Below are 26,020 nucleotides of genomic sequence, written 5' to 3' on the forward strand. Positions count from 1 at the left end.
GGGAAAAGTCAGACTGCCGGGGTCTTCTCCGGCTCGGCGAGCTGCTCGTCGGAGAGCGCAGCGAGGTAGCGCTCAGCGTCGAGAGCTGCGGAGCAGCCGGTTCCCGCGGCGGTGATGGCCTGGCGGTAGGTGTGGTCCACGACGTCACCTGCTCCGAATACGCCCTTGAGGTTGGTGCGCGTCGAGGGGGCCTGAACCTTGAGGTAGCCCTCGTCGTCGAGGTCGAGCTGGCCCTTGAAGAGCTCTGTGCGGGGATCGTGGCCGACGGCGATGAAAAGGCCCGTCACCGGGAGTTCGGAGGTCTCACCTGTCGTGGTGTTGCGCAGGGTGAGGCTGGAGAGCTTCTGGTCGCCGTGGACCGTGGCGACCTCGCTGTCCCACGCGAACTTGATCTTCGGGTCGGCGAACGCGCGCTCCTGCATGGCCTTCGAGGCGCGCAGCGAGTCGCGGCGGTGGACGATCGTCACGGACTTGGCGAACCGGGAGAGGAAGGTCGCCTCCTCCATGGCGGTGTCGCCGCCGCCGACCACGGCGATGTCCTGGTCCTTGAAGAAGAAGCCGTCACAGGTGGCACACCAGGAGACACCCCGACCGGAGAGCGCGTCCTCGTTGGGGAGGCCGAGCTTGCGGTGCTGGGAGCCCGTGGTGACGATGACTGCCTTGGCGTGGTGCACCGTGCCGGCGGTGTCGGTGACCGTTTTGATGTCACCGGAAAGGTCGACGGAGACCACATCGTCGGGGATGAGCTCGGCACCGAAGCGCTCAGCCTGGGCGCGCATGTTGTCCATGAGGTCCGGGCCCATGATGCCGTCCTGGAAGCCCGGGAAGTTCTCCACGTCGGTGGTGTTCATGAGTGCACCGCCAGCCGTGACGGCACCCTCGAACACCAGCGGCTTCAGCGAGGCGCGAGCGGTGTACAGGGCGGCGGTGTAACCAGCCGGCCCGGAGCCGATGATGATCACATTACGGACGTCGCTCACGGGTTTTTCCTCGTCTCTGCGAACTGCCTACTGCCTACTGGGGTCGGTTCCTCGACTCTCACCCCACCCAACGGATCCTACGGCGCGTGCATTCCCGGAGTTCCCGCCAGGACGGAGACACGGCCCTCAGGGGCGTGCGTAGGACTGCGTGAGCAGCAGGTGTCCCTTTGATGCCGGGGCGGAACCCACGCACGCGGCGTCGACGACATAAGCCTCGACGCGGTTGGGGTCAGTCGCGTGGGGCAGGACGACGAGGAAGGCCGCGTTGCCCTCGTAGCTGCCTTCGTCCACTGCCAGGGCAGGAGCATCGCGTCCTGTGCCCCTCTGGACACAGGGCGGGACCTTTACGATCGCTGCGCGCAGAGGGGTACGGGGGGAAGCTGATTCGGGGGTCGCGTTCTCCGGGGAGGACTTGGTGTCCACGGACGGCGCGTCCGCCTCGCCGTCGGGAGACGCTGCCGCCTCGCTCAGGAGCGTACGGACTTGTCCCCCAAGCGTGCCGTCGGAGAAGTCTCCTTCTGTCTTTGCGGCGCTGACTCCCGAGTCGGCCATCTTGTTGGCCGAACCCTCTGTGTACTGGTGGGCCGACTGCAACAGGAAGATGCTCATGCCCACGGCCGCCGCGCCGAAGGCGGCGCCCAGGATCACTGTGCGCCGGCGACGTCGCCGAGCAGGGGTCCTGCCGGGACCAGTGGCCCCCTTGAGGCGCCCCGCGGGCCGGGGAGCGGCCGCAGCCTCCGTCAGCTGGTCCTGTGTTTCACGTGAAACAGCCGTTTCTGCGGTCGGGGCCTCGGCAGGAGTGGCCGCCTCCGCCGCTAGGGCGGCGTCGATGCGTTCGGCGACATCTTCCGGCATCGGCTCATGGAGCGACAGGGTCCCGAGGAGCGCCCGGATCTCCTCCAGAGAGGCGTGGATCTCGGCGCATTCGCCGCAACAGGCGAGGTGGTGGCGGAGGGTCGTTTCGCGGGACGCCGGAAGGAGTCCTTCTGTGAGATCAGAGATCTCCGAGACGTCCGGGTGCTGAGCCGTGTCGGCCGTGGATGTCATGCGAGCCCGCCTCCCTTCACAGCCGCAGCACTACTGTCGCCGGCATCTCTTGGTCCTGATGGCGATGGGACGGATGCCCCCGGCGTCCGGTTCCTTCCCAGGGCGCCGTCCTCGCTGTCCGCTCTGCCGGCTCGCAGGTGGGTGAGCAGCGGCAGCAGTCTTGCTCGGCCCCGGGCACAGCGGCTTTTCACGGTACCGGTCGGCACATCGAGGATGCGGGCGGCCTCGGCGACGGGGTACGCCTGCATGTCCACCAGGATGAGGGCTGAGCGTTGTTCCGCCGGGAGAGTGGCCAGAGCCGCCAGAAGCTCGCGGTGAAGGTCCTGCCGTTCCGCAGGAGCCTCAGCGGACTCGTGCGGCTCCATCAGCTGGTCGAGCCGTTCCGCGTCGTCGACCGGCGCCGTCTTCCGGGAAGCCGCCTTGCGGGCGCGGTCGAGGCATGCGTTGACCGTGATCCGGTGGAGCCACGTGGTGACGGCGGCCTGACCACGGAAGGTGTGCGCGGCCCGGAAGGCGGACACGAGCGCGTCCTGGACCGCGTCGGCGGCCTCCTCACGATCGCCCAGCGTGCGGAGTGCCACGGCCCAGAGGCGGTCGCGGTGTCGGCGTACGAGCTCACCGAAGGCGTCAGGGTCGCCTGCGACATGCTTGGCCAGTAGATCCTGGTCACTCGTGTCGGCGAAACCGGCGTCGTCCAACGGTGAGCCCCCTCCCCCTATGCCATCAGCTGGTGACCTTGATATCCGAGATCTTGCCCCGGTAGTTCCCGCCGTCACTCGGAGGAAGTTTGGTCAGCCAGACCAGAAGGTACCGCGCCTTCACCGGCTTGTCTGGCTTCAGGGACACCTTCGTCCCGGACCCCTTGGCTGCCTTGTTGAATCCGTCCGGCATCTGAGGAACGGACGTACCGTCGGTCGTCCTCAGCTCGACGGACGTGTCGCCGCCCAGGAAGGAAACGTCGACGTTGCCGACCTGCTGGACCTCACCGAGGTCGAGGACGACACCGACGCCTTCCTTGAGCCTGCCGAAGTCGGCGCTGAAGTAGCCGTCCGTGTTCCAGTAGGAGCTGGTGTCCCCGTCGTAGACGTTCTTTATCGAGGCCGGCTTCTCTGAGCCGTCCCCACCGAGCGGGTCGTAGTCCTGCGCACCCACGATCTTGACGGGCTTGCTGGGCTCGACGGCGCTCTTGTCGTCGCCCGAGTCGTTCGTGTCGGTCTGTGTGGGGGTCGGATCGCCGGAGTCCTTGTTCCGGTCGAGCACGGTTTCTGCCAGCTGCCAGCTGCCGAGTCCCAGAGCGGCGAGCAGCAGCGCGGAGACAGCCCACTTGAGAGCCTTGCCGGTACGGCTCTGCAGAGGGGGCGGAGGCACCGCGATGACCGGCTGCGTGGCGGCCGTGGGCCGAGCCGACGGGCGCCCGTACGTGCCCTGCTGGTAGGTCGTGCGCTGGTACTCGGGCGGCGCGGTGAAAGCTGACTCCGGCGGGAGGATCCGCGGCATGGCGGCGACGGCCTTGGCCAGTTCGTCCGGGGTGGTGCAGGGCTGTTCCTGGCGCGAGGCGGTGGCACCGTCGTTGGCCAGTGCGCGCATCGCGATCTCGGACAGCCCGCGGTGCACACCGGCTCGGACCTGGTCCGGGGGGATGAGGCCGAGGTCCTTGGGGAGACCGGCGAGACCGTACGCGTCGCTCTCGTAGGGCCAGCGACGGGTCAGGGCCGCGTAGAGAAGCGCTCCGATGGCCTCGGTGTCCGTGCGCAGGGGCTTCTCGGCGCTGATGCCGCGAAGAGCGGCGTTCACGGCCAGTCCACGGATGCGGTACTGCCCGGTCGAGCTGCGCAGTACGGCTCCGGGGGTGAGCCGCAGGTGCGACAGGCCTTCTCGGTGGGCCGCCGCCATGGCCTGGGAGATCTGGCTCACCAGCTGGTAGGCGTCGTGCGCCTCCAGCGGCCCCGCGGCCAGCAGGGCGGTGAGTTCGGTGGCATCCGGGAGCCATTCATGGACGACGTAGACGAGGTCGTCCTCCTCCACGGCATCCAGTACCTGGACGAAGCGGGGGTCACCTAGCAGGGCGGATGAACGGGCCGCGGCCAGCACCGAGCGGGCGCGCGGATGATCGGCGGGCAGCAGATGAACGCCGACAGCGCGTCGAAGCTTCTCGTCGACGGCGCGCCAGCTGCTGAATCCGTCCAGCCGGGTGACGCACTCTTCGAGCCGGTAGCGCCCGGCCAGCTTGTGACCACTGTGCAGGTCAGGCGTCGCCGGGACGCCGGCTGATGCCTCGCGCCCGTCGCTCTCCAGGCCCGCGCCCTCTGAGTCCTGGGTGTGTGCCGTCCCGTCGGTCGTGGCCGCGTCCGCCTTGGCGGTCAGCGGCTCGTCGCCGCTGTTGTCGGCCACGTCGACAGCGGCCGTGCTACGTTCCGCCACCGTCGTTCCTGCCTCCCCATCCGTTGCGCGATGCCTGCCCGCTCGGCATCACGCCAATTGTGCCCACACTCCGGCGCTATGCACGACACGCGGTGTCCAGCGATGGTTGTGCGGCCCTGTGTGCTATCAGCGTCCGAGACGTCCCCGGACCATGCCGACCATGCCGTTGAGCTCCTCGATACGCATCTTCTTGGCAGCGACGAAGAAGATCCCGAGCAGGATGACGCCGCCGCAGACCAGCGCCACCACCGAACCGCCGGCCCCGTCGCCGAGGGCCGTGAGAAGTGCGAAGCCCACTGCACCGCCGACGACGGCCGCGGGAAGAGCCGCCAGGCAGAGACGGGCGTAGGTGCGCACTACGCGGGCGCCGTCGAGCCCGCCGCCGAGCCGGTTGCCCAGTCGGCGCCAGGCGATGCCGACGCCCACCGCGTAGGCCAGCCCGTACGAGGCCGCCATACCCACGACTGCCCACTGCGCCGGAAGAACCACGTAGCAGAGTGCGGACGCCGCGGCGTTGACCGCAGCCACGATGACCGTGTTGTAGAAGGGGGTGCGGGTGTCCTCGTACGCGTAGAAGCCACGCAGCACGACGTACTGCACGGAGTACGGGATCAGGCCCAGACCGAAGGCCATGAGGATGAAGCCCATGGACCGTGCTGCCTCGGTGCCGCTTGAGGCGTACAGCAGGGTGCACATCGGCAGACCGAGCGCGAGGAACGTGAAGGCGACCGGGACGATGGCCACGGCCGAGTTGCGCAGGCCCTGCGAGATGTCGTCACGGACGGCCCCGGGGTCGTTGTCGTGGGCGGCGCGGGAGATACGGGGCAACAGAGCGGCCATGACCGACACGGTGATGATGGCCTGCGGCATGCCCCAGATCAGCTGGGCGTTGGAGTAGCCGAGGAAGCCCGTTCCGTCCTTGCCCGAGTGAGCACCTGCCGCGGTTGCCAACTGCGTGACGACGATGACGCCGGCCTGGTTGGCGAGAACGAAGAGGACCGTCCATTTCGCGAGCTTGATCGTCTTTCCGAGCCCGTGGCCCTTCCAGTCGAAACGGGGCCGGAAGCGGAACCCTGCCTCGCGCAGGTACGGAATCATGGCCAGCGCCTGGACGACCAGGCCGAGAAGAGTTCCGATCCCGAGGAGCCGGACACCGTCCGGAGGGATCGTCTCGACACCCATCCGGGATTCGGCGGAGCTGCCGTAGACCCAGATGAAAAGGCCGAACGTGAAGATCATGACGATGTTGTTGAGGACCGGGGTCCACATCATCGCGCCGAACTTGCCGCGGGCGTTGAGGATCTGGCCCATGACGACATGGACGCCCATGAAGAAGATGGTGGGCAGGCAGTAGCGGGCGAAAGTGACAGCCACGCTGTTGGCCGCTGCATCGCTCGCGATGGTCGGGGACAGCAGGTGGATGAGCCACGGAGCGCCGAACACGGCCGCGGCGACGATGGCACCGAGCGCGACCATCACCAGCGTCAGCAGCCGGTTCGCGTAGGCCTCGCCGCCATCGGCGTCGTCCTTCATGGACCGGACGAGCTGCGGGACGAACACGGAGTTGAGCCCGCCGCCCACGGTCAGGATGTAGATCATCGTGGGCAGGGTGTACGCGATGATGAAGCTGTCACCGAGCAGAGCGGCACCCAGCGCGGCTGTGATGACGAGGCTGCGCACGAAGCCGGTGAGCCGGGACACCATGGTGCCCGCTGCCATGAGGGCACTCGACTTCAGTATTCCGGCGCCCCGGCCCCCGGACTTCGATGGCACAGGTGCCGGTGCGGCTTCCGGTTCGGCGGGAGTGCCAGGAGGGCGGCCGGATCCCTCCTGGTCGCGGAAGAGGTGGGCGAAGGCGTCCTGGTCGTCACGGTCGTCGGAGGCCTGCGTGACCAGGTCGTCCACCCCCACGTACTGGGTGGTCGCGGCGTTGTCCCCGTAGGGAAGGTGCCGGGATGGGCCTGCAGGCTCCGGTGGCGGGGTCTGAGCCCAGATCCGGGGGTCGGGCGCGTACTGGGCCGCAGGAGGCTGCTGGTAGAGCGCCTGCGGCTCCTGGTACGTCCCGGGGGGCGGGGGTGGGTGTGAGGCGCGGTCGTACAGCGCCTCGGCCACCGGGTCCTGCGCGGCGAGGTCCTGGGCACGGTACGGATCGTGTTCGTACGCGTGCTGCAGGTAAGGGTCGGGGTTCTCCCCGTCCTGGCCGGAGCCGGGTGGCACCGGCGGACCACTGGAAGACCCAGCTCCGCCCGCGCCTTGGCCGCGGTCACCGTCGTACGGCGCGTTCATCGAAACCCCACCTCATTGTCCGCGGCCGACCGGCCCCGACAGACGTCGCTCAACGGTCCACTTTCTCACCCGGCCCGGACGGGTTCCCGCTTTCCGGACCGGTGTCCGGCCGCGGGTCACTCGGCTGCTCGGGTTCACCGCCGCCGCCGTCCACCGCGCCGTCGGCTGCGGTGCGCTTGCGGTGGGTATACATCCTGATGCCCGCCAGGACCAGCAGGAGCAGCCCGCCGGCGATGACGAGCAGCACGGTGGGTGTGACTTCCGAGACCTTCACGGTGAACGTCATCGCCTCGCCGTACGGCACATTGTCCGTGGTGAAAAGCCGTGCCGTGACACGTGGCTCCCCGTTGGCGTTGGCCGCGGCGTCGAACTTCACGGACTGACTGTGCCCGCCGGCGATCTTGATCGGCTGTTCGGCCACGGCTCCGCCGTCGTTGAGCTTCAGCCGTGTGGCGTTGTCCGAGGTCAGACGGAGCACCAGGTGGTCGACACCCTGGACCAGCTTGTTCTGCACGGTTACGGGGATCGTCGCACTGCGCCCGGACAGCGTCACGTCCGTCTTCGCGATCAGCTGCACCTCATCGGTGAGGCTCTGTAGGTAGGTACGGACCGAATCGCGGTACCGCTGCGCCTCCAGTGGCCTCCCGCGCCACGATGTCGAGACGGAGCGGTTGATCGCGTTTCCGAAGGGGGTCACCACCCTGTCGGACTGGGTGAGGATCACCTGGAAGCTGTTCAGGGACTCCTGCGTCGTCCTGATGTCCTGGAACGCCTGTGTGGGCAGTTCCTGGCTGCGCAGCTTCTTCGGGTACTGGGAGGCCCGGGGCACCTTGGTGGTGGCCTGGGCGTCAGGCTTCTCCTCGGAGGCCGCCGCCAGATCGAGAGGTTGTGTCCAGCGTTCTGCGGTGAGGGCCTGCAGCGCACGCGCCATGGTCTGGGCCTGTGCGGCGGTGGGAGTGCGCTGGGGAGCGACGACGATGCTTCGTTCGTCGTCGGGCGCCTGCTCCGTCAGCGCCAGCGTCTGCGCCAGGAATTTCTGGACGGCGAGTGTCGAGGCGCCGGCCTTGGCCATGTCCCCCGTGAAGGCGGTGGACAGCCGGTGGTCCGCGACGACGGCGGTGGTGCCACCGCCGATCGGCCGGGCCGACGTCGGCGTGTAGGGCAGCCCGCCCGTCTCGGCGATGCTGTCGCTGCGGGCGATCACCTTGTGCGCGCCCGCGGACGTGGCGACGTCCACGACGGACGGGTCGATGGCGCCGTCCACAGGCCAGGCGAAGTCGGTCGACGGCTTCACGTGCAGAACCGTCTCCACGGTTTTGCCGGCCACCTCGGTCGCAGTCTGCAGATGACTGAGGGTGCCCGAGACGTTCTTGCCGCGGTGTGCGATGGAAGCGAGATCCGGGTCGGCGAACGGCAGAGCCACCACCTTGCCGTCCTTGACGGCCCCTTCCAGGTCGTTGAGCCACTCCTTGGCGATGGCCTGGTTGGTCCCCGCGACGGTCTTGTCACCGACCCTGACGCGGTAGTTCTTCGTCATCGCGTCGACCGAGGCCAGCAGGTCCGGATCGATCACCCAGGTCACGGGAAGCGGGCTGCCCAGCGACACCAGCTGTTCCAGCCGACCGCCCGGAGCGAGTTCGAGGGCCAGGTCGTCGTTGGAGAAAACGGGCGTCTGCTGTTCGTCCGAGCCCGTCTCGGCCGTGACGTGCGCCGACGCGATCAGCGGCCAGAGGAAGGTCAGCTTGGTCTTGCTCTCGCTGTCCTCGGGCTGCCAGGGGAGGAAGGTGCGCTGAATGCCGAGCACCTGGTCGTAGGCGTAGTCGGAGGTCTTGCCGGTGAGGGAGACCCCCAGCTGGTAGACGCCTTCGCCGTCCAGGTCCAGCTTGTTCACCGGAACCGCGAGGGTGAAGTCCTGACTGACCCCGGGGGCGAGCTCGGAGACCTTCACCGAGTACTTGCCACCCAGCTTGGCCGGGTCGCTGCCGGGCAGGTAACCGGTGCGCTTGGCCGCCTCGTCGATCGCGCCCCTGCCGGACAGGGTCGGCCCCACCCGCAGGTCGACCTCGGCATCGGTGACCGCCCTCTTGCCCCTGTTGGTCAAGGTTCCGGAAATGCTGAGGGTGTCGCCTTCGACCGGTGCGCTGGGGGAGAGCGTGTCCAGAGACACATCGACGGTGCGTGATCCGGTGGGGACCTTGGCGACTTCCCCGGCGTGAGCCGAAGGCGCCTCGGGGCCGGCCAGGAGGCCGGCGATCAGTGGCGCCCCGACGATCAAGGAGGCTGTGCGCCGGAGCCACCGGCGGGCAGGGGAGGGTTTCATCCCCTGAAAGTCTGCCGCCTCGGCCACGCGTACCCGTCCCTCGTCGTCGGTTGGATGCCGGTCCTGCCGGTCTCTGCGTCCACGCATGGTAACGATGAGCCCGCGGGCTGAGTGCCGGGGACCATGCCACATGATCGGGAGAGTCTCGCAGGCCGCTGGAAACGATGACGCCCGGGCCGGTCCGGGCACGTACCCTTTTCTGTTGTGCCGAACGCCAACGAAGACAGCCCCCGTGCCCTGAGTCAGGTGCAGCACCGCGCAGTCAGCGAACTGCTGCGGGTGTCCCCCGTCGCCGACGACCTCGCCCGTCGATTCCAGGAAGCCGGATTCGGTCTCGCTCTGGTCGGGGGCTCCGTCCGCGACGCGTTGCTCGGTCGGCTCGGAAACGATCTGGACTTCACGACCGACGCGCGCCCGGAGGACGTACTCAAGATCGTCCGGCCCTGGGCCGACTCGGTCTGGGAGGTCGGAATCGCCTTCGGTACCGTCGGCTCGCAGAAGGACGGCTATCAGATCGAGGTCACCACCTACAGGTCGGAGGCGTACGACAGGACCTCCCGCAAGCCCGAGGTCTCCTACGGCGACTCGATCGAGGAAGATCTCGTGCGCCGGGACTTCACGGTCAACGCCATGGCTGTCGCCCTCCCGGAGAAGGAGTTCATCGATCCGCACGGTGGGCTCGATGACCTGGAGCAGCGCGTACTGCGCACTCCGGGTACACCTGAAGCCTCGTTCTCCGATGATCCGCTGCGCATGCTGCGTGCGGCCCGGTTCGCCGCCCAGCTGGACTTCGAGGTCGCCCCTGATGTCGTCAAGGCGATGTCCGACATGGCGGACCGCATCGAGATCGTCTCGGCCGAGCGAATCCGTGAGGAGCTCAACAAGCTGCTCCTCTCCGGGCATCCCCGTAAGGGGCTGGGGCTTCTGGTGGACTCCGGGCTGGCCGACCGGGTGCTGCCCGAGCTGCCCGCGCTGCGCCTGGAAAGTGATGAGCATCACCGCCACAAGGACGTCTATGAGCACTCCCTGACGGTCCTGGAGCAGGCGATTGATCTTGAAGAGGACGGGCCCGACCTCGTGCTGCGGCTGGCGGCCCTGATGCATGACATCGGGAAGCCGAGGACGCGGCGCTTCGAGAAGGACGGCCGTGTCTCGTTCCACCACCACGAGGTGGTCGGAGCCAAGATGGCCAAGAAGCGGATGACGGAGCTCAAGTACTCCAACGACCTTGTCAGGGATGTCTCGAAGCTGGTGGAGCTGCATCTGCGTTTCCACGGGTACGGCGACGGCGAGTGGACCGACTCCGCTGTGCGCAGGTACGTACGGGACGCCGGGCCCTTGCTGGACCGGCTGCACAAGCTGACGCGGTCGGACTGCACGACGCGGAACAAGCGCAAGGCGAGCGCTCTGTCGCGCACCTATGACGGGCTCGAGGAGCGCATTACGCAGTTGCAGGACCAGGAGCAGCTGGATGCGATCCGGCCGGACCTGGACGGCAACGAGATCATGCAGATCCTGGGCGTGGGGCCTGGTCCCTCCATCGGCAAGGCGTACGCCTTCTTGCTGGAGCTGCGGCTGGAGAACGGGCCGATGGAACGTGAGGTCGCGGTCGCCGCACTGAAGGAGTGGTGGGCCGCTCAGGACTGACAAGTACCTGAGCTTGCGCGCGTGCGTGGCCGAGGGTGCAGAGACAGGTCATGTTTCACGTGAAACATGACCTGTGAACCAGGGCACCAACCAGTGGAGGGTCGCTGTTTCACGTGAAACAGCGACCCTCACTCCTTGGTGTGAGCTGGCGTCGGAGTGATGTTCGCTTGGCGTCGTCGGCGCAGTAGGGCCGCGGAGACGATGGCGTAGAGGACCGCTACCGTCACGACCACGACCACCGACCGCCCGTCCGGGGGTAGCGCGAGTGCGGACAGGCCGGCGGCCGCGACGAAGGCGACGTTGAACAGAACGTCGTAGAGGGAGAAGATCCGGCCGCGGTAGGCGTCGTCCACGGATGTCTGCACCTGTGTATCCGTCGTGATCTTCGCTCCCTGAGTGATGAGCCCGAGCACGAAGGCCGCTGCCACCATCGGGACGGGGGCGAACGACAGCCCCAGTGCCGGTTCCAGCAGGGCGGCCGCCCCGGCGCACCCTCCCATCCAGCCGAATCTGCCGAATCGGCCGACAGCCCACGGCGTGATCAGGGCGGCCACGAAGAATCCCGCAGCTGATGCGCCGAGCGCCAGGCCGAGCAGGGTCAGCCCGTCGGACTCGCTGTCGGACCAGGCGTACCGGCAGAGCATCAGCAGCATCACGGTCAGCGCCCCGTAGCAGAAACGCAGCACGGTCATGGCGGTCAGGGCCCGCGCAGCGTCCTTGCGTTCCGCCAGATGGCGCAACCCGGCCAGGAGGCCCAGCAGCGTGGTGCTGAGCGCCTCACGCAGTCGTACGGGGTGCAGGGCCCGATCCGGCCCGAGGAGGGTACGAGGCAGCGACAGGGAGGCCACGGCCGACAGGAGATAGAGGAGGGCGCCCAGAAGGACCACTGTTGCGTCGGACCCGTCGGTCAGCAGCCGGATTGCCAGGGCGAGACCTCCGCCGGCCGTGGCGGCCAGCGTTCCGGCGGTCGGAGAGATCGAGTTCGCGAGGACGAGCCGGTCGCTGTCCACCACGCGGGGCAGGGCGGCCGAGAGGCCGGCCAGGACGAAGCGATTGACCGCGGTGACGCAGAGGGCGGAAGCGTAGAAGAGCCAGTCCGGCACCGAGTTCAGGAGCAGCAGAGCTGTGCAGCAGGCGAGGGCGGCCCGCAGGAGATTGCCGTAGAGGAAGACCTGACGCCGTGGCCAGCGGTCGAGCAGAACCCCGGCGAAGGGGCCGATCAGCGAGTACGGGAGCAACAGCACGGCCATGGCGGACGCGATGGCCCCGGGCGTCGTCTGGTTCTCCGGCGAGAAGACGACGTAGGTGGCGAGCGCGACCTGGTAGACGCCGTCGGCCGACTGTGAGAGAAGCCGTACGGCCAGCAGACGACGGAAGTTCCTCAGGCGCAGGAGCACGCGAAGATCACGCACGACAGGCATGTGCGCAAGGGTCACACACATGAGGGGTCCCCGGGCGGATTGCCCGGGGACCCCTCACAGAAGCGGAACAAGCGTCGCTGGGTCGATCAGCGCTCGACGTCGCCGCTGATGAACTTCTCGACGTTCTCGCGGGCCTCGTCGTCGAAGTACTGGACCGGCGGGGACTTCATGAAGTACGAGGAGGCCGAGAGGATCGGGCCACCGATGCCACGGTCCTTGGCGATCTTCGCGGCGCGCACCGCGTCGATGATGACACCGGCGGAGTTCGGGGAGTCCCAGACCTCGAGCTTGTACTCCAGGTTCAGCGGGACGTCACCGAAGGCGCGGCCCTCGAGGCGCACGTACGCCCACTTGCGGTCGTCCAGCCAGGCCACGTAGTCCGAGGGACCGATGTGGACGTTGTCGGCGCCGAGTTCACGGTCACGGATCTGCGAGGTGACGGCCTGCGTCTTCGAGATCTTCTTGGACTCCAGGCGCTCACGCTCGAGCATGTTCTTGAAGTCCATGTTGCCGCCGACGTTCAGCTGCATCGTGCGGTCCAGGATGACGCCCCGGTCCTCGAAGAGCTTCGCCATCACGCGGTGCGTGATGGTGGCGCCGACCTGGGACTTGATGTCGTCGCCGACGATCGGGACACCGGCCTCGGTGAACTTGTCCGCCCACTCCTTGGTACCGGCGATGAACACCGGCAGGGCGTTGACGAACGCGACCTTGGCGTCGATGGCGCACTGCGCGTAGAACTTCGCAGCGACCTCGGAACCGACGGGCAGGTAGCAGACGAGGACGTCGACCTGCTTGTCCTTGAGGATCTGGACGACGTCGACGGGGGCCTCGGTGGACTCCTCGATCGTCTCGCGGTAGTACTTGCCCAGCCCGTCGTGGGTGTGGCCGCGCTGAACGGTCACGCCGGTGTTGGGCACGTCGGCGATCTTGATCGTGTTGTTCTCGCTGGCGCCGATGGCGTCCGCGAGGTCGAGGCCGACCTTCTTCGCGTCGACGTCGAAGGCGGCGACGAACTCGACGTCGCTCACGTGGTAGTCGCCGAACTGGACGTGCATCAGGCCGGGCACCTTGCCGGCCGGATCGGCGTCCTTGTAGAACTCGACGCCCTGCACCAGTGAGGCGGCGCAGTTGCCCACGCCGACGATGGCTACGCGAACCGAACCCATGCCGATTGCTCCCTGTGTGTTCTCGGTGTACCCCGGTGCCGCACGCGGATCTGCGGGGATTTCACTTGGTGTCGCCGGACGGATCCGGCCGGGAGATTTCCCCGTGCCGGGGCAGGCCGCCCGTCTCTCCTGATGTTTCGTGATGAGTGGAGCCCTCGGGCGAGGATCGTCGCTGATCCTTTCCCGACCGCTCGCTCTCGATGAGCTCGTTCAGCCAGCGCACCTCGCGCTCCACGGACTCCATGCCGTGTCGCTGCAGCTCAAGCGTGTAGTCGTCGAGTCGTTCCCGGGTGCGGGCCAGGGAGGCGCGCATCTTCTCGAGACGCTCCTCCAGCCTGCTGCGGCGGCCTTCGAGCACGCGCATCCGCACGTCGCGCTCCGTCTGCCCGAAGAAGGCGAAACGAGCGGCGAAGTGCTCGTCCTCCCAGGCGTCCGGGCCGGTGTGCGAGAGCAACTCCTCGAAGTGCTCCTTACCTTCCGCCGTCAACCGGTAGACGATCTTGGCGCGACGACCCGCCAGTGAGGACGCGGGAGCGACCCCGCGGCCCGTGGCGGGCGGCAACGCCGGGACGCTCACCGGCTCCTCGATCAACCAGCCGCTAGCGACCAGCGTCTTGAGGCAGGGGTAGAGGGTGCCGTAACTGAAGGCGCGGAAGATTCCCAGCGACGTGTTGAGGCGTTTCCGCAGCTCGTACCCGTGCATCGGCGACTCGCGGAGCAGGCCGAGTACGGCGAATTCGAGGATGCCTGAGCGTCTGCTCACCCTCGCCGTCCCTTCTTCGCCCTGCGTCCGCGCGGCCCGTGGGCCCACCTTATGCCGTGCTGATGTATCGACTCGATACATCAGCACGATAGATCGGTCTGCGATGTTCGACAAGAGCGCGGTTCGTGAGCGGCGTCACATCAGGGATTCATAGCGAGCGACTTGCGTAATTTGGGGTGAAGTTCGGTCTCCGGAGGTTTTTGACCGTGCGTAGTCTGTGCGGCATGCAGACCACCGGGAACCGCGAGAGGGCCCGGCGCGTCCGTTATCGCGGACTGCCGGATGTATCGCGGGTGAGCCTTCCGCAGGGCTTGTCCGTAGTTCGGGGGGACCGGATCTCAACTGCCGCTTCCAGGCACTCTTGCCTGCCCGAGGAGTAGTCGTTCGATGAGCGAGCACCGTCGCAAAGCGTCGCAACCGCAAGGTGGCGGGCGCGCAGCGGCCAGACGAGCCGCCCAACAGCCTGCTGGACGTCGCACCGATGCGTCACGCAGAGCAACTTCAGAGTCACCCTCCGACGCCTACGGTGAGGAGTCGCCGCACGGCGGCCGCGCCGAGGCGCGCCGTGCCGCCCAGCGGGGCGGGAGCAGGCGACGGGGAGGTGGCGACAACAGCGGTCAGGAAGGCCGCGGCAGAGGGCGCGCCGACTCCGGCAAGAAGCGCCTGATCGACTACCCGCGGGCCGGCAAGTACGGCGCACGCCGCTGGGTGCCGTCGTGGAAGCTGTCCTCCGGCCTGACCCTGGGCTTCCTCGGCGTCATGATGGGCGCCGCCGGCATCGCCTACGCCCTGGTGGTGCCACCGGAGCCCAAGGAACTCGCCACCGCCCAGAACAACGTCTACTACTGGGCCGACGACACGCCTATGGTCGCCACGGGCGGTTCCGTCAACCGCCAGGAGATCGAGTACGCCCAGATTCCGGAGGCGATGCGGAACGCCGTCATCTCCGCCGAGAACAAGTCGTTCGAAACGGACAGGGGCATCGACCCCATGGGCATCGCCCGCGCCTTCTACAACATGGCGAAGGGAGGTGACACACAGGGCGGTTCGACGATCACCCAGCAGTACGTGAAGAACTCCATGCTCACCCAGGACCAGACCCTGAGCCGGAAGTTCAAGGAACTCTTCATCACGCTCAAGGTCGGCAAGACGCAGACCAAAGAGAAGGTCATGAAGGGGTACCTCAACGTCTCCTACTACGGACGCGGTGCCTCAGGACTTCAGGCGGCGGCCCGTGCGTACTACAACATTGACGCCCAGGACCTGAACCCCAGTCAGTGCGCCTTCCTGGCGACGCTGCTCAAGGGCGCGAGCTACTTCGACCCCGCAGGCGCCCCTGAGGTCGACCCGGTGAAGGCCACGAGGAAGGAGAACACCCGGCGGGCCAAGGACCGCTGGAAGTGGATCCTCGACGAGGAGGTCAAGGACGGCCGGATGCCGGCGGCCGAGCGTGCCAAGTACACGACCTTCCCCATGCCAGACGAGCCGAAGAAGGACGCCAAGCTGGGCGGCCAGACCGGTTACCTCGTCGACCTCGCCACGAAGTACTTCCTTGCGCACAACAAGAAGAACGTCACCGGCAAGGAACTCGCCCTGGGCGGCTACGAGATCCACACGACCTTCGAGAAGAAGAAGGTCGAGCAGCTCGAGAAGTCGATCAACAAGGTGTACAAGGCCAAGATCGACCCGAAGAAGCGTCCGGACAAGGACACGCACGTCGAGTTCGGCGGCGCTTCGGTGGACACTGAGACGGGCGCGATCGTCGCCACGTACGGCGGCCAGGACGCGACGAAGCACTACACCAACAACGCGGACGCGACCGGTGCCCAGGTCGGCTCGACGTGGAAGCCGTTCGTGCTGGCAGCCGCGATGGAGTACGGAAAGCGCAATCCGAAGCTTCCGGCCGACCAGGGCCTTTCGGACCGCGAGCTCGTGTCGCAGAAGAGCATCTACAACGGCGACAACAAGCTGAAGATCAAGGATTACAACGGCAACGTCTGGCAGAACGAGGACGGCGAGCAGTGGCTCCAGACGAACGATGGGGACGAAAGCTTCGGCCCCATCACCTTGCGTGAGGCCATGCAGAGGTCCGCCAACTCCCCGTACGTCCAGCTCGGCATGGATGTCGGCACCGACAAGGTCAAGCAGGCGGCCATGGACGCGGGGCTGCGTGATGATGAGTTCATGGCGAGCTCGATCGTTCCCTCGTTCTCCATCGGCACGTCCTCGCCGAGCGCCATCCGGATGGCCGGCGCCTACGCCACCTTCGCCACGAGCGGCAAGCGGCGGGAGCCCTTCTCGGTCACCGAGGTGAAGCACAGGGGCGAGGTCATCTACCAGCACGACACGGTGACCAAGACCGCGTTCAAGAGCGCCATCGCGGACAACGTCACCGACGTGCTGAAGAACGTCGTCGAGCACGGGACGGGCACCCCCGCCAAGCTGCCGGGACGCGACGTCGCGGGCAAGACGGGTACCACCGACGGCAACAAGTCGGCCTGGTTCGTCGGCTACACCACGCAGTTGTCCACCGCCGTCAGCATGTTCCGGCTGGACGACGACGAGACGAAGAAGGACCGCAAGTTCCTGGAGATGTACGGCACCGGCGGCGAGAAGTCGATCCACGGTGCCTCGTTCCCGGCACAGATCTGGCACGACTACATGGCCGAGGCCATGCAGGGCATGAAGGTCGTCAACTTCCCGAAGCCCGAGCCGTGGGGTGAGACTCTGTACGGCGGCGGCGCCAGTCCCAGCCCGACGCCGAGCCCGACGCCTTCGCCCTCGGAGTCCACGAAGGCGCCCGAGACGCCGTCGCCCACCCCGACCACTCCGTCCCCCAGTCCGAGCGACACGTGTGCGCCGCTCGACTGGGACTGCAAGAACAACGGCGGAGCGACTGCGGGCCAGAACAACGGCGGCACCACCAGCGGTACGACGAACGCAGGGACCGACGCCGGGACCACGAACGGCGGTACCAACACCGGTACGACCGATGGCACGACCCAAGGTACGACGCAAGGCACGACCCAAGGCACGACCCAAGGCACGACCAACGGCTCGAACAGCAACGGCGGGCTCTTCGGAGGCGGTGGATAGCGCCGCCGAGGGCGGTGGACACCACCACCGCCCTCCGGGAAGCCCTTCAGGGCCCGCCCGACGCGCATGAGGAGGGCCGCCGCACCTGCCAGGTGCCGGCGGCCCTCGTGCGTCCGGCGGGCATCCCACGCCCGCGCACAGCGTCGTACGGCAGGATGTGGGGCATGCCAAGCGCAGAAGCCACGAGCGTGGACCAGGAGCCGTCCGTCGTACCGCCCACGCGACAGGACGAGATCGCCGCCGCGGGGAGCGAACTGATCGGCGGGCCCGCGGGCCGCTGGGCGCGGTTCGGGTCGGGGGCGCTCACCCCGGTGCGCGTCATCGCGCTCCTGGCGATCGGGATGTTCGCGCTCGGCATGGTGCAGAAGATCCCGTGCTACGACTGGGCGTGGTTCCGCGGCACCAGCTCGCAGTACACGCACGCGTGCTACTCGGACATCCCGCACCTGTACCTCGGGCGCGGTTTCGCCGACGGCCTCGTGCCGTACTTCGACCGGCTCAGCGGTGACATGGCGTACCTCGAGTACCCGGTCCTGACCGGCCTGTTCATGCAGATCGCGTCCTGGCTGACGCTGACGCCGTCCTCCGACCCGATCCAGCAGCGCGAGCAGATCTACTGGATGGTCAACGCGGGCATGCTGATGATCTGCGCCGTGATCATCGCGGTGTGTGTCGCCCGTACGCACAGGCGCCGCCCATGGGACGGTCTGCTCGTCGCCCTCGCTCCGGCCCTCGCGCTCACCGCGACCATCAACTGGGACCTGCTCGCCGTCGCCCTGACTGCCGCGGCGATGCTCATGTGGTCCCGTGGCAGGCCCCTCGCGTTCGGCGTCCTGATCGGCCTTGCGACCGCCGCCAAGCTGTATCCGGTGCTGCTCCTGGGGCCTCTGCTGGTGCTGTGCTGGCGGGCCGGGAAGTGGCGGGAGTGCGGTGCGGCGTTCTTCGGGGCGGCCGCGGCCTGGCTCGTGGTGAACCTGCCGGTCATGCTGTACGCCCCCGAGGGCTGGAAGAAGTTCTACACCTTCAGCCAGGAGCGGCAGATCGACTACGGCTCCTTCTGGCTGATCATCACCCAGCGCACCGGCCGGCCCATCGACGTGGACACGGTCAACACCGCCTCCGTGGCGTTGATGATCGTGCTGTGTGCGGGGATCGCCGGGCTGGCACTGGGAGCCCGGCGCAGGCCGCGGTTCGCGCAGCTCGCGTTCCTCGTGGTGGCCGCGTTCATCCTGACGAACAAGGTCTACTCGCCGCAGTACGTCCTCTGGCTGATCCCGCTGGCCGCACTGGCGAGGCCACGCTGGCGCGACTTCCTCGTCTGGCAGGCCTGCGAGGTCGCGTACTTCCTGGGCATCTGGTTCTACCTCGCGTACACGACGAGCGGGGACAAGCACCAAGGGCTGCCGCAGGAGGGTTACCAGGTCGCGATCCTCCTGCACCTGGTGGGAACGCTCTACCTGTGCGCCCTGGTGGTCAGGGACGTCCTGAGGCCGGAGAGGGACCCTGTGCGGCGCGACGGGGCCGACGACCCGTCGGGCGGTGTGCTCGACGGCGCACCCGACAAGGTCGCCCTCGCGGGTCCGGCGGACAGCCGTCCGGCCGGAAACACCGCACCCGCGGTCGAGGGACCGCGGGTGGAGTGGGGCACTGCGGGCAGGGCGGCCTCCGACTGAGGGAGACCTGCTGCCGGTCTACCGGTCCACGAGGCGGTCGAACTGGGTGGTCGTGTGGCGCAGATGGGCCACCAGTTCGTCGCCGACCCTCGGCTCCTGAGCGTCCGAGGGCACGAAGAGGATCGACACCTGCATGTGCGGCGGCTCGGCGAACCAGCGCTGCTTACCCGCCCAGACGAAGGGCGACAGGTTGCGGTTGACGGTGGCCAGCCCCGCACGTGCGACGCCCTTGGCGCGCGGCATCACGCCGTGCAGGGCCTTCGGCGCCTCCAGGCCGACGCCGTGGGAAGTTCCGCCGGCGACGACGACGAGCCACCCGTCGGAAGCGGCCTTCTGCTGGCGGTAGCCGAACCGGTCGCCCTTCACGACGCGCGTGACGTCGAGCACGGCGCCGCGGTACTCGGTCGCCTCGTGGTCGCCGAGCCACAGCCGCGTGCCTATGCGCGCGCGGAAGCGGGTCTGCGGGAACTGCTGCTGCAGGCGGGCCAGCTCCTCGGCGCGCAGGTGGCTGACGAACATCGTGTGCAGGGGCAGCCGGGCGGCGCGGAGGCGGTCCATCCAGGTGATGACCTCCTCGACCGCGTCCGAGCCGTCCGTGCGGTCGAGCGGGAGGTGCAGGGCGAAACCCTCCAGACGCACGTCCTCGATCGCCGCGTGCAGCTGGCCGAGCTCCTCCTCCTTCACCCCGTGGCGCTTCATCGAACTCATGCACTCGATGACCACCCGCGCACCCACCAGGGCGTGTACGCCGTCCACGGAGGAGACGGAGCGGATGGCACGGTCGGGCAGCGGCACCGGCTCCTCACCCCTGCGGAAGGGGGTGAGCACCAGCAGATCGCCGCTGAACCAGTCCTTGATGCGGGCGGCCTCGTACGTGGTGCCGACGGCCAGGGTGTCGGACCCGAAGCGGATCGCCTCGTCGGCGAGCCGCTCGTGTCCGAAGCCGTACCCGTTGCCCTTGCAGACGGGGACGAGCCCCTGGAACTGGTCCAGCACGGACTTCTGGTGCGCCCGCCAGCGCGCGGTGTCGACGTAGAGGGAGAGCGCCATGGCCGGCCCGGAACCTTTCTGGTGGCTGCGGTGTAAGTGAGATGAGGGAGAGGAGCTGGTGGTGATCGTGAGCGGGGTGTGCCTAGCGGCGCGACATGTACATATCGAGCGCCTTGTGCAGCAGCTTGTTGAGGGGGAAGTCCCATTCGCCGATGTACTCGACGGCTTCGCCGCCGGTGCCCACCTTGAACTGGATCAGTCCGAAGAGGTGGTCGGTCTCGTCCAGCGAGTCGCTGATGCCGCGCAGGTCGTAGACGGTCGCGCCCATGGCATACGAGTCGCGGAGCATCCGCCACTGCATGGCGTTGGAGGGGCGGACTTCGCGCCCGATGTTGTCGGAGGCGCCGTAGGAGTACCAGACGTGCCCACCGACGACGAGCATGGTGGCGGCCGACAGGTTCACTCCGTTGTGCCGGGCGAAGTACAGCCGCATGCGGTTGGGGTCCTCGGAGTTGAGCACCGTCCACATCTGCTGGAAGTACGAGAGCGGGCGCGGCCTGAAGTGGTCGCGCACGGCGGTGATCTCGTACAGCCGCTGCCACTCGGCGAGGTCTTCGTAGCCGGCTTGGACGACCTCGACGCCGGCCTTGTCGGCCTTCTTGATGTTGCGTCGCCAGAGCTGGTTGAAGCCCTTCAGCACGTCCTCGAGGGAGCGGTTGGCCAGCGGCACCTGGAAGACGTATCGGGGCTGCACGTCACCGAACCCGGCACCGCCGTCCTCGCCCTGCTGCCAGCCCATTTTCCGCAGCCGGTCGGAGACCTCGAAGGCGCGGGGCTCGATGTGGCTCGCCTCGACGTCACGGAGGCGCTTCACGTCGGGATCCTGGATGCCCGACTTGATGGCGGCAGAGTCCCAGCGCCGGATGACCACGGGCGGACCCATCTTCACCGAGAAGGCGCCCTGCTGCTTCAGGTGGGCGAGCATCGGCTGGAGCCACTCGTCCAGGTTCGGGGCGTACCAGTTGATGACCGGGCCCTCGGGAAGGTAGGCCAGATAGCGCTTGATCTTGGGCAGCTGACGGTAGAGCACCAGGCCGGCGCCGACCATCTCGCCGCTCTTGTCGAACCATCCGAGGTTCTCCGAACGCCACTCGGTCTTCACATCAGCCCACGCCGGGACCTGGCAGTGACTGGCCGAGGGGAGGCTCTGGATGTAGGCCAGATGCTGTTCTCGGCTGATGGTCCTCAGGGTCAGGCTCATGCTGGGGCGCTCCTCGGCAGGTGTGTCCCCATCGGTCAGGGGCTCCGGCTCTCGCGCCGAAGCCTACTGTGGCCGACGGGCACCCGGCCCGGCCCCGTCGGGACCGAACCGGGCTGCCGCCTCGCCGCATGGCCTGCTGGAGCGCTGCGAGGGGTGGCCGACCGGAGTCGGCCGAGGTTCTGCCGGTCAGGTGATGACGCCGCCGAAGAGGCCTCCGTGCGCCATCCCGAGGTAGAAACCGACGGCGGAGGAGCCCATGCCCATGATGAAGCCGAATCGCTGCCAGGTGGTCCTGGAGTGGTACTGCCCGTAGGCGCCCACGAGCAGGCCGATCAGGCCCGCCCACGAACTGAGCAGGTGCAGGCTGTGGAACTGCGCCGCCACGAAGGCGAGGACGCCCAGCACCCCTGTGACCGCCATCAGCGCTTCCTGGAGCGGGTGGGGCCTGCCGTCCGTGGCGAACAGCGAACCGTTGGCGGGGCGGGCGTTGGCCACGTGGCTGGGAGCGGTTCGGCCACCGGGCGACCGCATTGTCTGCGCCATGGAGCACCTCCTGGCAGAAGAGCGGTGCGATGTTGTGCCGATCACACCGTGACTGTTTCGATTGTGCGCCCTGAACACCGGATTTCAACCGGAAGCCCGTCTGCGGGTACTCTGTACGGTCTGCACCCGTGTCTGCCCTGAGCCAGCACAGCAGCTCCCCTCGATCATCGAAGACGGGCGCTGTCAGTGGCGGCTGTTTTACTCGGAGACACTGTTGCTTACGCATCACGACCCTCCTGCCACGGAACGACCGTGGCCGCTGAGTCCAAAGGAGGTGGGTTCCACATGCGTCACTACGAAGTGATGGTCATCCTCGACCCCGATCTCGAGGAGCGAGCTGTCTCCCCGCTGATCGAGAACTTCCTCTCCGTCGTCCGTGAGGGCAGCGGAAAGGTCGAGAAGGTCGACACCTGGGGCCGTCGTCGTCTCTCTTACGAGATCAAGAAGAAGCCTGAGGGCATCTACTCGGTCATCGACCTGCAGGCCGAGCCTGCGGTCGTCAAGGAGCTCGACCGACAGATGAACCTGAACGAGTCGGTCCTCCGGACCAAGGTCCTCCGTCCCGAGACCCACTGAGCATCTAGCTCAGCGGTTTTCGGGTTCGAGTAGCAAGCAGCCAGAAGCAATCCCCGCCGAGAGGTTCACCCATGGCAGGCGAGACCGTCATCACGGTCGTCGGCAATCTCGTCGACGACCCCGAGCTGCGCTTCACCCCGTCCGGTGCGGCGGTCGCGAAGTTCCGTGTCGCGTCCACTCCCCGCATCTTCGACCGGCAGACCAATGAGTGGAAGGACGGCGAAGGCCTGTTCCTCACCTGCTCGGTCTGGCGTCAGGCGGCGGAGAACGTCGCGGAGTCGCTTCAGCGAGGCATGCGCGTCGTCGTGCAGGGCCGGTTGAAGCAGCGGTCCTACGAGGACCGTGAGGGCGTCAAGCGCACGGTCTACGAACTGGACGTCGAGGAAGTCGGTCCCAGCCTGAAGAGCGCCACGGCCAAGGTCACCAAGACCACGGGTCGCGGTGGCCAGGGCGGCGGCCAGGGTGGATACGGCGGTGGCCAGCAGGGCGGCGGCAACTGGGGCGGCGGTCCCGGTGGTGGCGGCCAGCAGGGCGGCGGCGGTGCTCCCGCCGACGACCCGTGGGCCACCAGCGCGCCGGCCGGCGGTCAGCAAGGCGGGGCACAGCAGGGCGGCGGAGGCGGTTGGGGCGGAAGCTCCGGCGGTTCCGGCGGATCTGGTGGTTCTGGCGGCGGCTACTCGGACGAGCCTCCCTTCTAGGGCTGCTCGTACCCCCACTTCTTGATCACACAGGAGAGACACAATGGCGAAGCCGCCTGTGCGCAAGCCTAAGAAGAAGGTCTGCGCGTTCTGCAAGGACAAGACCCAGTACGTGGACTACAAGGACACGAACATGCTGCGGAAGTTCATTTCCGACCGTGGCAAGATCCGTGCCCGCCGCGTCACCGGCAACTGCACGCAGCACCAGCGTGACGTCGCCACGGCAGTCAAGAACAGCCGTGAGATGGCGCTGCTGCCCTACACGTCCACCGCGCGATAAGGGAAGGGTGACCGAATAATGAAGATCATCCTCACTCACGAGGTCACTGGCCTCGGCGCCGCAGGTGACGTCGTGGACGTCAAGGACGGGTACGCCCGTAACTACCTGGTTCCGCGTGGCTTTGCCATTCGCTGGACCAAGGGTGGCGAGAAGGACGTGGCGCAGATCCGCCGCGCCCGCAAGATCCACGAGATCGCGACGATCGAGCAGGCCAACGAGATCAAGGCCAAGCTCGAAGCCGTCAAGGTCCGGCTGGCTGTTCGCTCCGGCGACGCCGGCCGCCTCTTCGGCTCCGTCACCCCGGCTGACATCGCTTCGGCGATCAAGTCTGCCGGTGGCCCGGACGTCGACAAGCGTCGCGTCGAGCTCGGCTCGCCGATCAAGACGCTCGGCGGGCACCAGGTGTCCGTCCGGCTGCACCCCGAGGTTGCCGCGAAGCTCGGCATCGAGGTCGTTGCTGCCTAAGGGCACAGCTCAGTAGAGCTAGGTGAAGGGCCGCACCCTTGGGTGCGGCCCTTCGTCGTTGTGCGCCCAGCATGGGCGATTGCTTGGGGGTGGAAGTCCCCTGGGGGAAGAGGTGGTGCTAACCCCGAGCCGGAGGCAAGGGCGTCATCGTGAGGTGGGGTCTGGAGGAAGCCCGAGGCGAGACCTGGGTACCGAGGAACACGAACCGTGTATGAGGCGTGCTGGTCGGGTGAGCCTGCAACGGAAGGTGATGCCCGTCTCCACCAAGAAGGCCAGTGCGTAAACGCGGCGGGGATCCAGGGACAGTGATCGTTCTTACCTGGGGAGATCTGTCCGGGTGTCGGTTGTGCTGGACACGTCGCCGCGCCGACGGAGCGGGCTGGAAGGTCGGTTCTGACCGGGCAGAAGTCAGCAGAGGTCGTAGTACCAGCCGGGATGAGCAGGGCGGCTGGGAAGGGCCGAACATCGAGTGGAACGGGTGATGTGGTGGTTGCTCGTGCTGGTCACGTGGACCGCAGCAAGTCCGCTTCGGCGGTGCCGACCGGGGAGGGACCGGTGCATTCCGGGAGTGTCCTGGCGGAGCGTAGTGGCCGGTCGGCGCACTCCACGGAGGACGTTCACCGGGAGCGGGAGTCCTCGCTGTGGGAGCGGATGCTCTCCAGGGAGAACCTGCTCGCGGCGCTCAACCGCGTTGAAATGAACCGGGGTGCTCCCGGGGTGGACGGCATGTCCACGGCTGAGTTGCGGCCGTGGATCGCAGTTCACTGGCCCGAGGTCCGGGCCGAACTCGACGCGGGCATCTACCGGCTGGCGCCGGTCCGTGACAGCGGCCATGGCAAGCTCCCCATAGGCGGCCATTTACGGCCCCAGTGACGGCCTCGGGATTCCCCGCGTACGGCCAGATATCTCCCCGCTCGCCCCGACAGGTCCTGCTCGGCGATGCTCGAGCGGGTGAAGAAGAGCAGGGAGATCATGGAAATCCTTGAGGCATACGACCTCACGGGCAGTTACCGCGCGGCGGCCGAGCTGGCCGGGTGCGACCACCACACGGTGGCCCGATATGTGAAGATGCGGGCCGCCGGGCAGCACCCCGACCAGCGCCGGCACCGGGCCCGCGCGATCGACGACTACCTGCCCAAGATCGAGGAACTGGTCGTCCGCTCGCACGGCAAGATCCGCGCGGACGTGGTCCACCGGCGGCTCACCGCGATGGGTTTCGACGGCGGTGAGCGCACGACCCGCCGCACGGTCGCCGAGGCGAAGGCCCAGTACCGGGCCGGACAGCGGCGGATCTACCGGCCGTGGATCACCGAGCCGGGGCTCTGGCTGCAGTGGGACTGGGGCGACGGCCCGGTAATCGCGGGACGGCAGACCACGCTGTGGTGCGTCTGGCTGGCCTGGTCCCGTTTCCGGGTGGTGATCCCGGTGCTGGACAAGACGCTGCCGACGGTCGTGGCCTGTCTGGACGCCACGCTGCGGCGGATCGGCGGGGCTCCCTCCTTCGCGCTGACCGACAACGAGAAGACCGTCACCACCGACCACATCGCGGGGATCGCGGTCCGTAACCCCGACATCGTCGAGGTTGGTCGGCACTACGGCATGACGATCCGCACCTGTGTCCCGGCCGACCCGGAGACCAAGGGCGGCAGCGAGTCGACCGTCCGCATCGCGAAGGCAGACCTCGTCCCCAAGGATGTCAACCTCCTGGATTCCTACGGGAGTTTCGCTCAATTGGAGCGGGCCTGCCGGGAGTTCTGTGACGAGGTCAACAACCGGGTCCACCGCGAGACGCGGCGCAAGCCCGTCGAGATGCTCGCCGAGGAAGCGAGCCGGCTGCACCCGTTGCCCAAGGAACCCTTCAGCGCGGCGTTCGGCACGACACGGCGGGTGACGTGGAACTCGACGGTGTCGGTGGAGTCCGTGCGTTACTCCGTCCCGCACGAGCTGATCGACACTCGGGTCTGGGCCCGTTTCCACGGCGACGAGCTGATCGTCACTGCGGTCGCCGCGGACGGCACGGCCCGTGAGGTCGCCCGCCACCCGCGCGGCACTCCGGGCAGCCCAGTGATCGACGATGCCCACTATCCGCCGCGCGAGAACAAGGACGGCGACCGCACCCCCAAGGCCACCAACTCCGACGAGGCCGCCTTCCTCATGCTGGGCCCCGGGGCGGCCAGCTGGCTCGTCGAGGCCGCCGCGGCCGGCACTCGCCGGGTCAAGGCCAAGATGGCCGAGGCTGTCGCTCTGGCCAAGCTCTACTCCACCGCTGAGGTCGACCGGGCGCTCGGCACGGCGGCGGTCACCGGCCGCTTCGCGGAGAAGGATCTGCTTTCCATCCTCCACTACCAGGCCGCCCACGTCTCGGCCGAGCCGACCCGGGCGAG

At 67.7% G+C, this 26,020-nt stretch carries 21 protein-coding genes; 9 read left to right on the top strand and 12 right to left on the bottom strand.

Annotated elements, in window-relative coordinates; genetic code table 11:
- Window positions 1-8: 8 nt before the first annotated feature.
- The 6 genes from trxB to ACFU5K_RS19450 form a co-directional block, all read right to left on the bottom strand.
- Window positions 9-980, bottom strand: coding sequence for a thioredoxin-disulfide reductase (trxB, locus tag ACFU5K_RS19425; protein WP_384063051.1), 972 nt, complete (start codon window positions 978-980; stop codon window positions 9-11).
- A gap of 126 nt (window positions 981-1,106) precedes the next feature.
- Window positions 1,107-2,027 carry a hypothetical protein gene (locus tag ACFU5K_RS19430; protein WP_384063053.1) on the bottom strand — a complete coding sequence of 307 codons (921 nt, stop codon included), beginning with the start codon at window positions 2,025-2,027 and terminating at the stop codon, window positions 1,107-1,109.
- The gene (sigM, locus tag ACFU5K_RS19435) at window positions 2,024-2,725 is read right to left on the bottom strand and encodes an RNA polymerase sigma factor SigM (RefSeq protein ID WP_384063056.1); all 702 of its coding nucleotides are present in this window, start codon (window positions 2,723-2,725) and stop codon (window positions 2,024-2,026) included. Before sigM ends, ACFU5K_RS19430 begins: the two co-directional genes overlap by 4 nt.
- 25 nt (window positions 2,726-2,750) lie before the next feature.
- Window positions 2,751-4,448 carry a protein kinase family protein gene (locus ACFU5K_RS19440; RefSeq protein WP_384063059.1) on the bottom strand — a complete coding sequence of 566 codons (1,698 nt, stop codon included), beginning with the start codon at window positions 4,446-4,448 and terminating at the stop codon, window positions 2,751-2,753.
- 126 nt (window positions 4,449-4,574) lie between these two features.
- The gene (gene murJ / locus ACFU5K_RS19445) at window positions 4,575-6,734 is read right to left on the bottom strand and encodes a murein biosynthesis integral membrane protein MurJ (protein WP_384063061.1); all 2,160 of its coding nucleotides are present in this window, start codon (window positions 6,732-6,734) and stop codon (window positions 4,575-4,577) included.
- 49 nt (window positions 6,735-6,783) lie between these two features.
- Entirely contained in the window at window positions 6,784-9,081 is a 2,298-nt protein-coding gene (locus ACFU5K_RS19450; protein WP_384063101.1) for a DUF6049 family protein, read from the bottom strand.
- Between the two features lie 177 nt (window positions 9,082-9,258).
- On the opposite strand from ACFU5K_RS19450, the gene ACFU5K_RS19455 reads away from it, so the two are divergent.
- Window positions 9,259-10,701, top strand: a complete 1,443-nt coding sequence (locus ACFU5K_RS19455; protein ID WP_384063064.1) for a CCA tRNA nucleotidyltransferase — start codon at window positions 9,259-9,261, stop codon at window positions 10,699-10,701.
- A gap of 128 nt (window positions 10,702-10,829) precedes the next feature.
- On the opposite strand, the gene ACFU5K_RS19460 is transcribed toward ACFU5K_RS19455, so the two are convergent.
- The 3 genes from ACFU5K_RS19460 to ACFU5K_RS19470 form a co-directional block, all read right to left on the bottom strand.
- Entirely contained in the window at window positions 10,830-12,122 is a 1,293-nt protein-coding gene (locus ACFU5K_RS19460) for an MFS transporter (RefSeq protein WP_384063067.1), read from the bottom strand.
- 86 nt (window positions 12,123-12,208) lie between these two features.
- Window positions 12,209-13,291 (bottom strand): inositol-3-phosphate synthase, encoded by a 1,083-nt coding sequence (locus tag ACFU5K_RS19465; RefSeq protein WP_384063070.1) that lies wholly within the window; start codon window positions 13,289-13,291, stop codon window positions 12,209-12,211.
- Between the two features lie 61 nt (window positions 13,292-13,352).
- Complete coding sequence (locus ACFU5K_RS19470) at window positions 13,353-14,054, bottom strand: helix-turn-helix transcriptional regulator (protein ID WP_384063073.1); 702 nt, start codon at window positions 14,052-14,054, stop codon at window positions 13,353-13,355.
- Window positions 14,055-14,441: 387 nt separating this feature from the next.
- Here ACFU5K_RS19470 and ACFU5K_RS19475 point away from each other — a divergent pair, with 387 nt between their 5' ends.
- Together ACFU5K_RS19475 and ACFU5K_RS19480 are read left to right on the top strand one after the other, a co-directional pair.
- Window positions 14,442-17,150: a transglycosylase domain-containing protein gene (locus ACFU5K_RS19475; RefSeq protein WP_384063076.1), complete on the top strand. Its 2,709-nt coding sequence runs from the start codon at window positions 14,442-14,444 to the stop codon at window positions 17,148-17,150.
- A gap of 155 nt (window positions 17,151-17,305) precedes the next feature.
- Window positions 17,306-18,823 (top strand): glycosyltransferase family 87 protein, encoded by a 1,518-nt coding sequence (locus ACFU5K_RS19480; RefSeq protein ID WP_384063104.1) that lies wholly within the window; start codon window positions 17,306-17,308, stop codon window positions 18,821-18,823.
- A gap of 18 nt (window positions 18,824-18,841) precedes the next feature.
- On the opposite strand, the gene ACFU5K_RS19485 is transcribed toward ACFU5K_RS19480, so the two are convergent.
- The 3 genes from ACFU5K_RS19485 to ACFU5K_RS19495 all read right to left on the bottom strand — a co-directional run bounded on the left by ACFU5K_RS19485 (window position 18,842) and on the right by ACFU5K_RS19495 (window position 21,617).
- Window positions 18,842-19,873: an alanine racemase gene (locus ACFU5K_RS19485; RefSeq protein ID WP_384063079.1), complete on the bottom strand. Its 1,032-nt coding sequence runs from the start codon at window positions 19,871-19,873 to the stop codon at window positions 18,842-18,844.
- 82 nt (window positions 19,874-19,955) lie between these two features.
- Window positions 19,956-21,074: a lipid II:glycine glycyltransferase FemX gene (locus ACFU5K_RS19490; protein WP_384063082.1), complete on the bottom strand. Its 1,119-nt coding sequence runs from the start codon at window positions 21,072-21,074 to the stop codon at window positions 19,956-19,958.
- Between the two features lie 186 nt (window positions 21,075-21,260).
- The gene (locus ACFU5K_RS19495) at window positions 21,261-21,617 is read right to left on the bottom strand and encodes a hypothetical protein (RefSeq protein ID WP_384063084.1); all 357 of its coding nucleotides are present in this window, start codon (window positions 21,615-21,617) and stop codon (window positions 21,261-21,263) included.
- Between the two features lie 285 nt (window positions 21,618-21,902).
- On the opposite strand from ACFU5K_RS19495, the gene rpsF reads away from it, so the two are divergent.
- The 6 genes from rpsF to istA all read left to right on the top strand — a co-directional run.
- Window positions 21,903-22,193: a 30S ribosomal protein S6 gene (gene rpsF, locus ACFU5K_RS19500; protein ID WP_280887590.1), complete on the top strand. Its 291-nt coding sequence runs from the start codon at window positions 21,903-21,905 to the stop codon at window positions 22,191-22,193.
- A 71-nt stretch (window positions 22,194-22,264) separates the two neighbouring features.
- Window positions 22,265-22,891: a single-stranded DNA-binding protein gene (locus ACFU5K_RS19505; protein ID WP_384063087.1), complete on the top strand. Its 627-nt coding sequence runs from the start codon at window positions 22,265-22,267 to the stop codon at window positions 22,889-22,891.
- Window positions 22,892-22,934: 43 nt separating this feature from the next.
- Window positions 22,935-23,171, top strand: coding sequence for a 30S ribosomal protein S18 (gene rpsR / locus ACFU5K_RS19510; protein ID WP_003967857.1), 237 nt, complete (start codon window positions 22,935-22,937; stop codon window positions 23,169-23,171).
- A gap of 18 nt (window positions 23,172-23,189) precedes the next feature.
- Window positions 23,190-23,636 (top strand): 50S ribosomal protein L9, encoded by a 447-nt coding sequence (rplI, locus tag ACFU5K_RS19515; RefSeq protein ID WP_014155197.1) that lies wholly within the window; start codon window positions 23,190-23,192, stop codon window positions 23,634-23,636.
- Between the two features lie 555 nt (window positions 23,637-24,191).
- Complete coding sequence (locus ACFU5K_RS19520; RefSeq protein WP_384063090.1) at window positions 24,192-24,509, top strand: hypothetical protein; 318 nt, start codon at window positions 24,192-24,194, stop codon at window positions 24,507-24,509.
- A gap of 78 nt (window positions 24,510-24,587) precedes the next feature.
- A partial coding sequence (gene istA, locus ACFU5K_RS19525) for an IS21 family transposase (RefSeq protein ID WP_384063093.1) occupies window positions 24,588-26,020 on the top strand: 1,433 nt, incomplete at its 3' end.

The organism is Streptomyces sp. NPDC057428, from assembly GCF_042803195.1.
GTDB lineage: Bacteria > Actinomycetota > Actinomycetes > Streptomycetales > Streptomycetaceae > Streptomyces.

Excerpts from the sequence above, each read along its gene's own strand:
- rpsR (WP_003967857.1), top strand. The coding sequence starts at position 22,935 with ATGGCGAAGCCGCCTGTGCGCAAGCCTAAGAAGAAGGTCTGCGCGTTC.
- ACFU5K_RS19485 (WP_384063079.1), bottom strand. The coding sequence starts at position 19,873 with ATGGCGCTCTCCCTCTACGTCGACACCGCGCGCTGGCGGGCGCACCAG.
- ACFU5K_RS19495 (WP_384063084.1), bottom strand. The coding sequence starts at position 21,617 with ATGGCGCAGACAATGCGGTCGCCCGGTGGCCGAACCGCTCCCAGCCAC.
- ACFU5K_RS19480 (WP_384063104.1), top strand. The coding sequence starts at position 17,306 with ATGTGGGGCATGCCAAGCGCAGAAGCCACGAGCGTGGACCAGGAGCCG.
- ACFU5K_RS19460 (WP_384063067.1), bottom strand. The coding sequence starts at position 12,122 with ATGCCTGTCGTGCGTGATCTTCGCGTGCTCCTGCGCCTGAGGAACTTC.
- ACFU5K_RS19490 (WP_384063082.1), bottom strand. The coding sequence starts at position 21,074 with ATGAGCCTGACCCTGAGGACCATCAGCCGAGAACAGCATCTGGCCTAC.
- ACFU5K_RS19430 (WP_384063053.1), bottom strand. The coding sequence starts at position 2,027 with ATGACATCCACGGCCGACACGGCTCAGCACCCGGACGTCTCGGAGATC.
- ACFU5K_RS19475 (WP_384063076.1), top strand. The coding sequence starts at position 14,442 with ATGAGCGAGCACCGTCGCAAAGCGTCGCAACCGCAAGGTGGCGGGCGC.
- rplI (WP_014155197.1), top strand. The coding sequence starts at position 23,190 with ATGAAGATCATCCTCACTCACGAGGTCACTGGCCTCGGCGCCGCAGGT.
- rpsF (WP_280887590.1), top strand. The coding sequence starts at position 21,903 with ATGCGTCACTACGAAGTGATGGTCATCCTCGACCCCGATCTCGAGGAG.
- ACFU5K_RS19505 (WP_384063087.1), top strand. The coding sequence starts at position 22,265 with ATGGCAGGCGAGACCGTCATCACGGTCGTCGGCAATCTCGTCGACGAC.
- ACFU5K_RS19465 (WP_384063070.1), bottom strand. The coding sequence starts at position 13,291 with ATGGGTTCGGTTCGCGTAGCCATCGTCGGCGTGGGCAACTGCGCCGCC.
- murJ (WP_384063061.1), bottom strand. The coding sequence starts at position 6,734 with ATGAACGCGCCGTACGACGGTGACCGCGGCCAAGGCGCGGGCGGAGCT.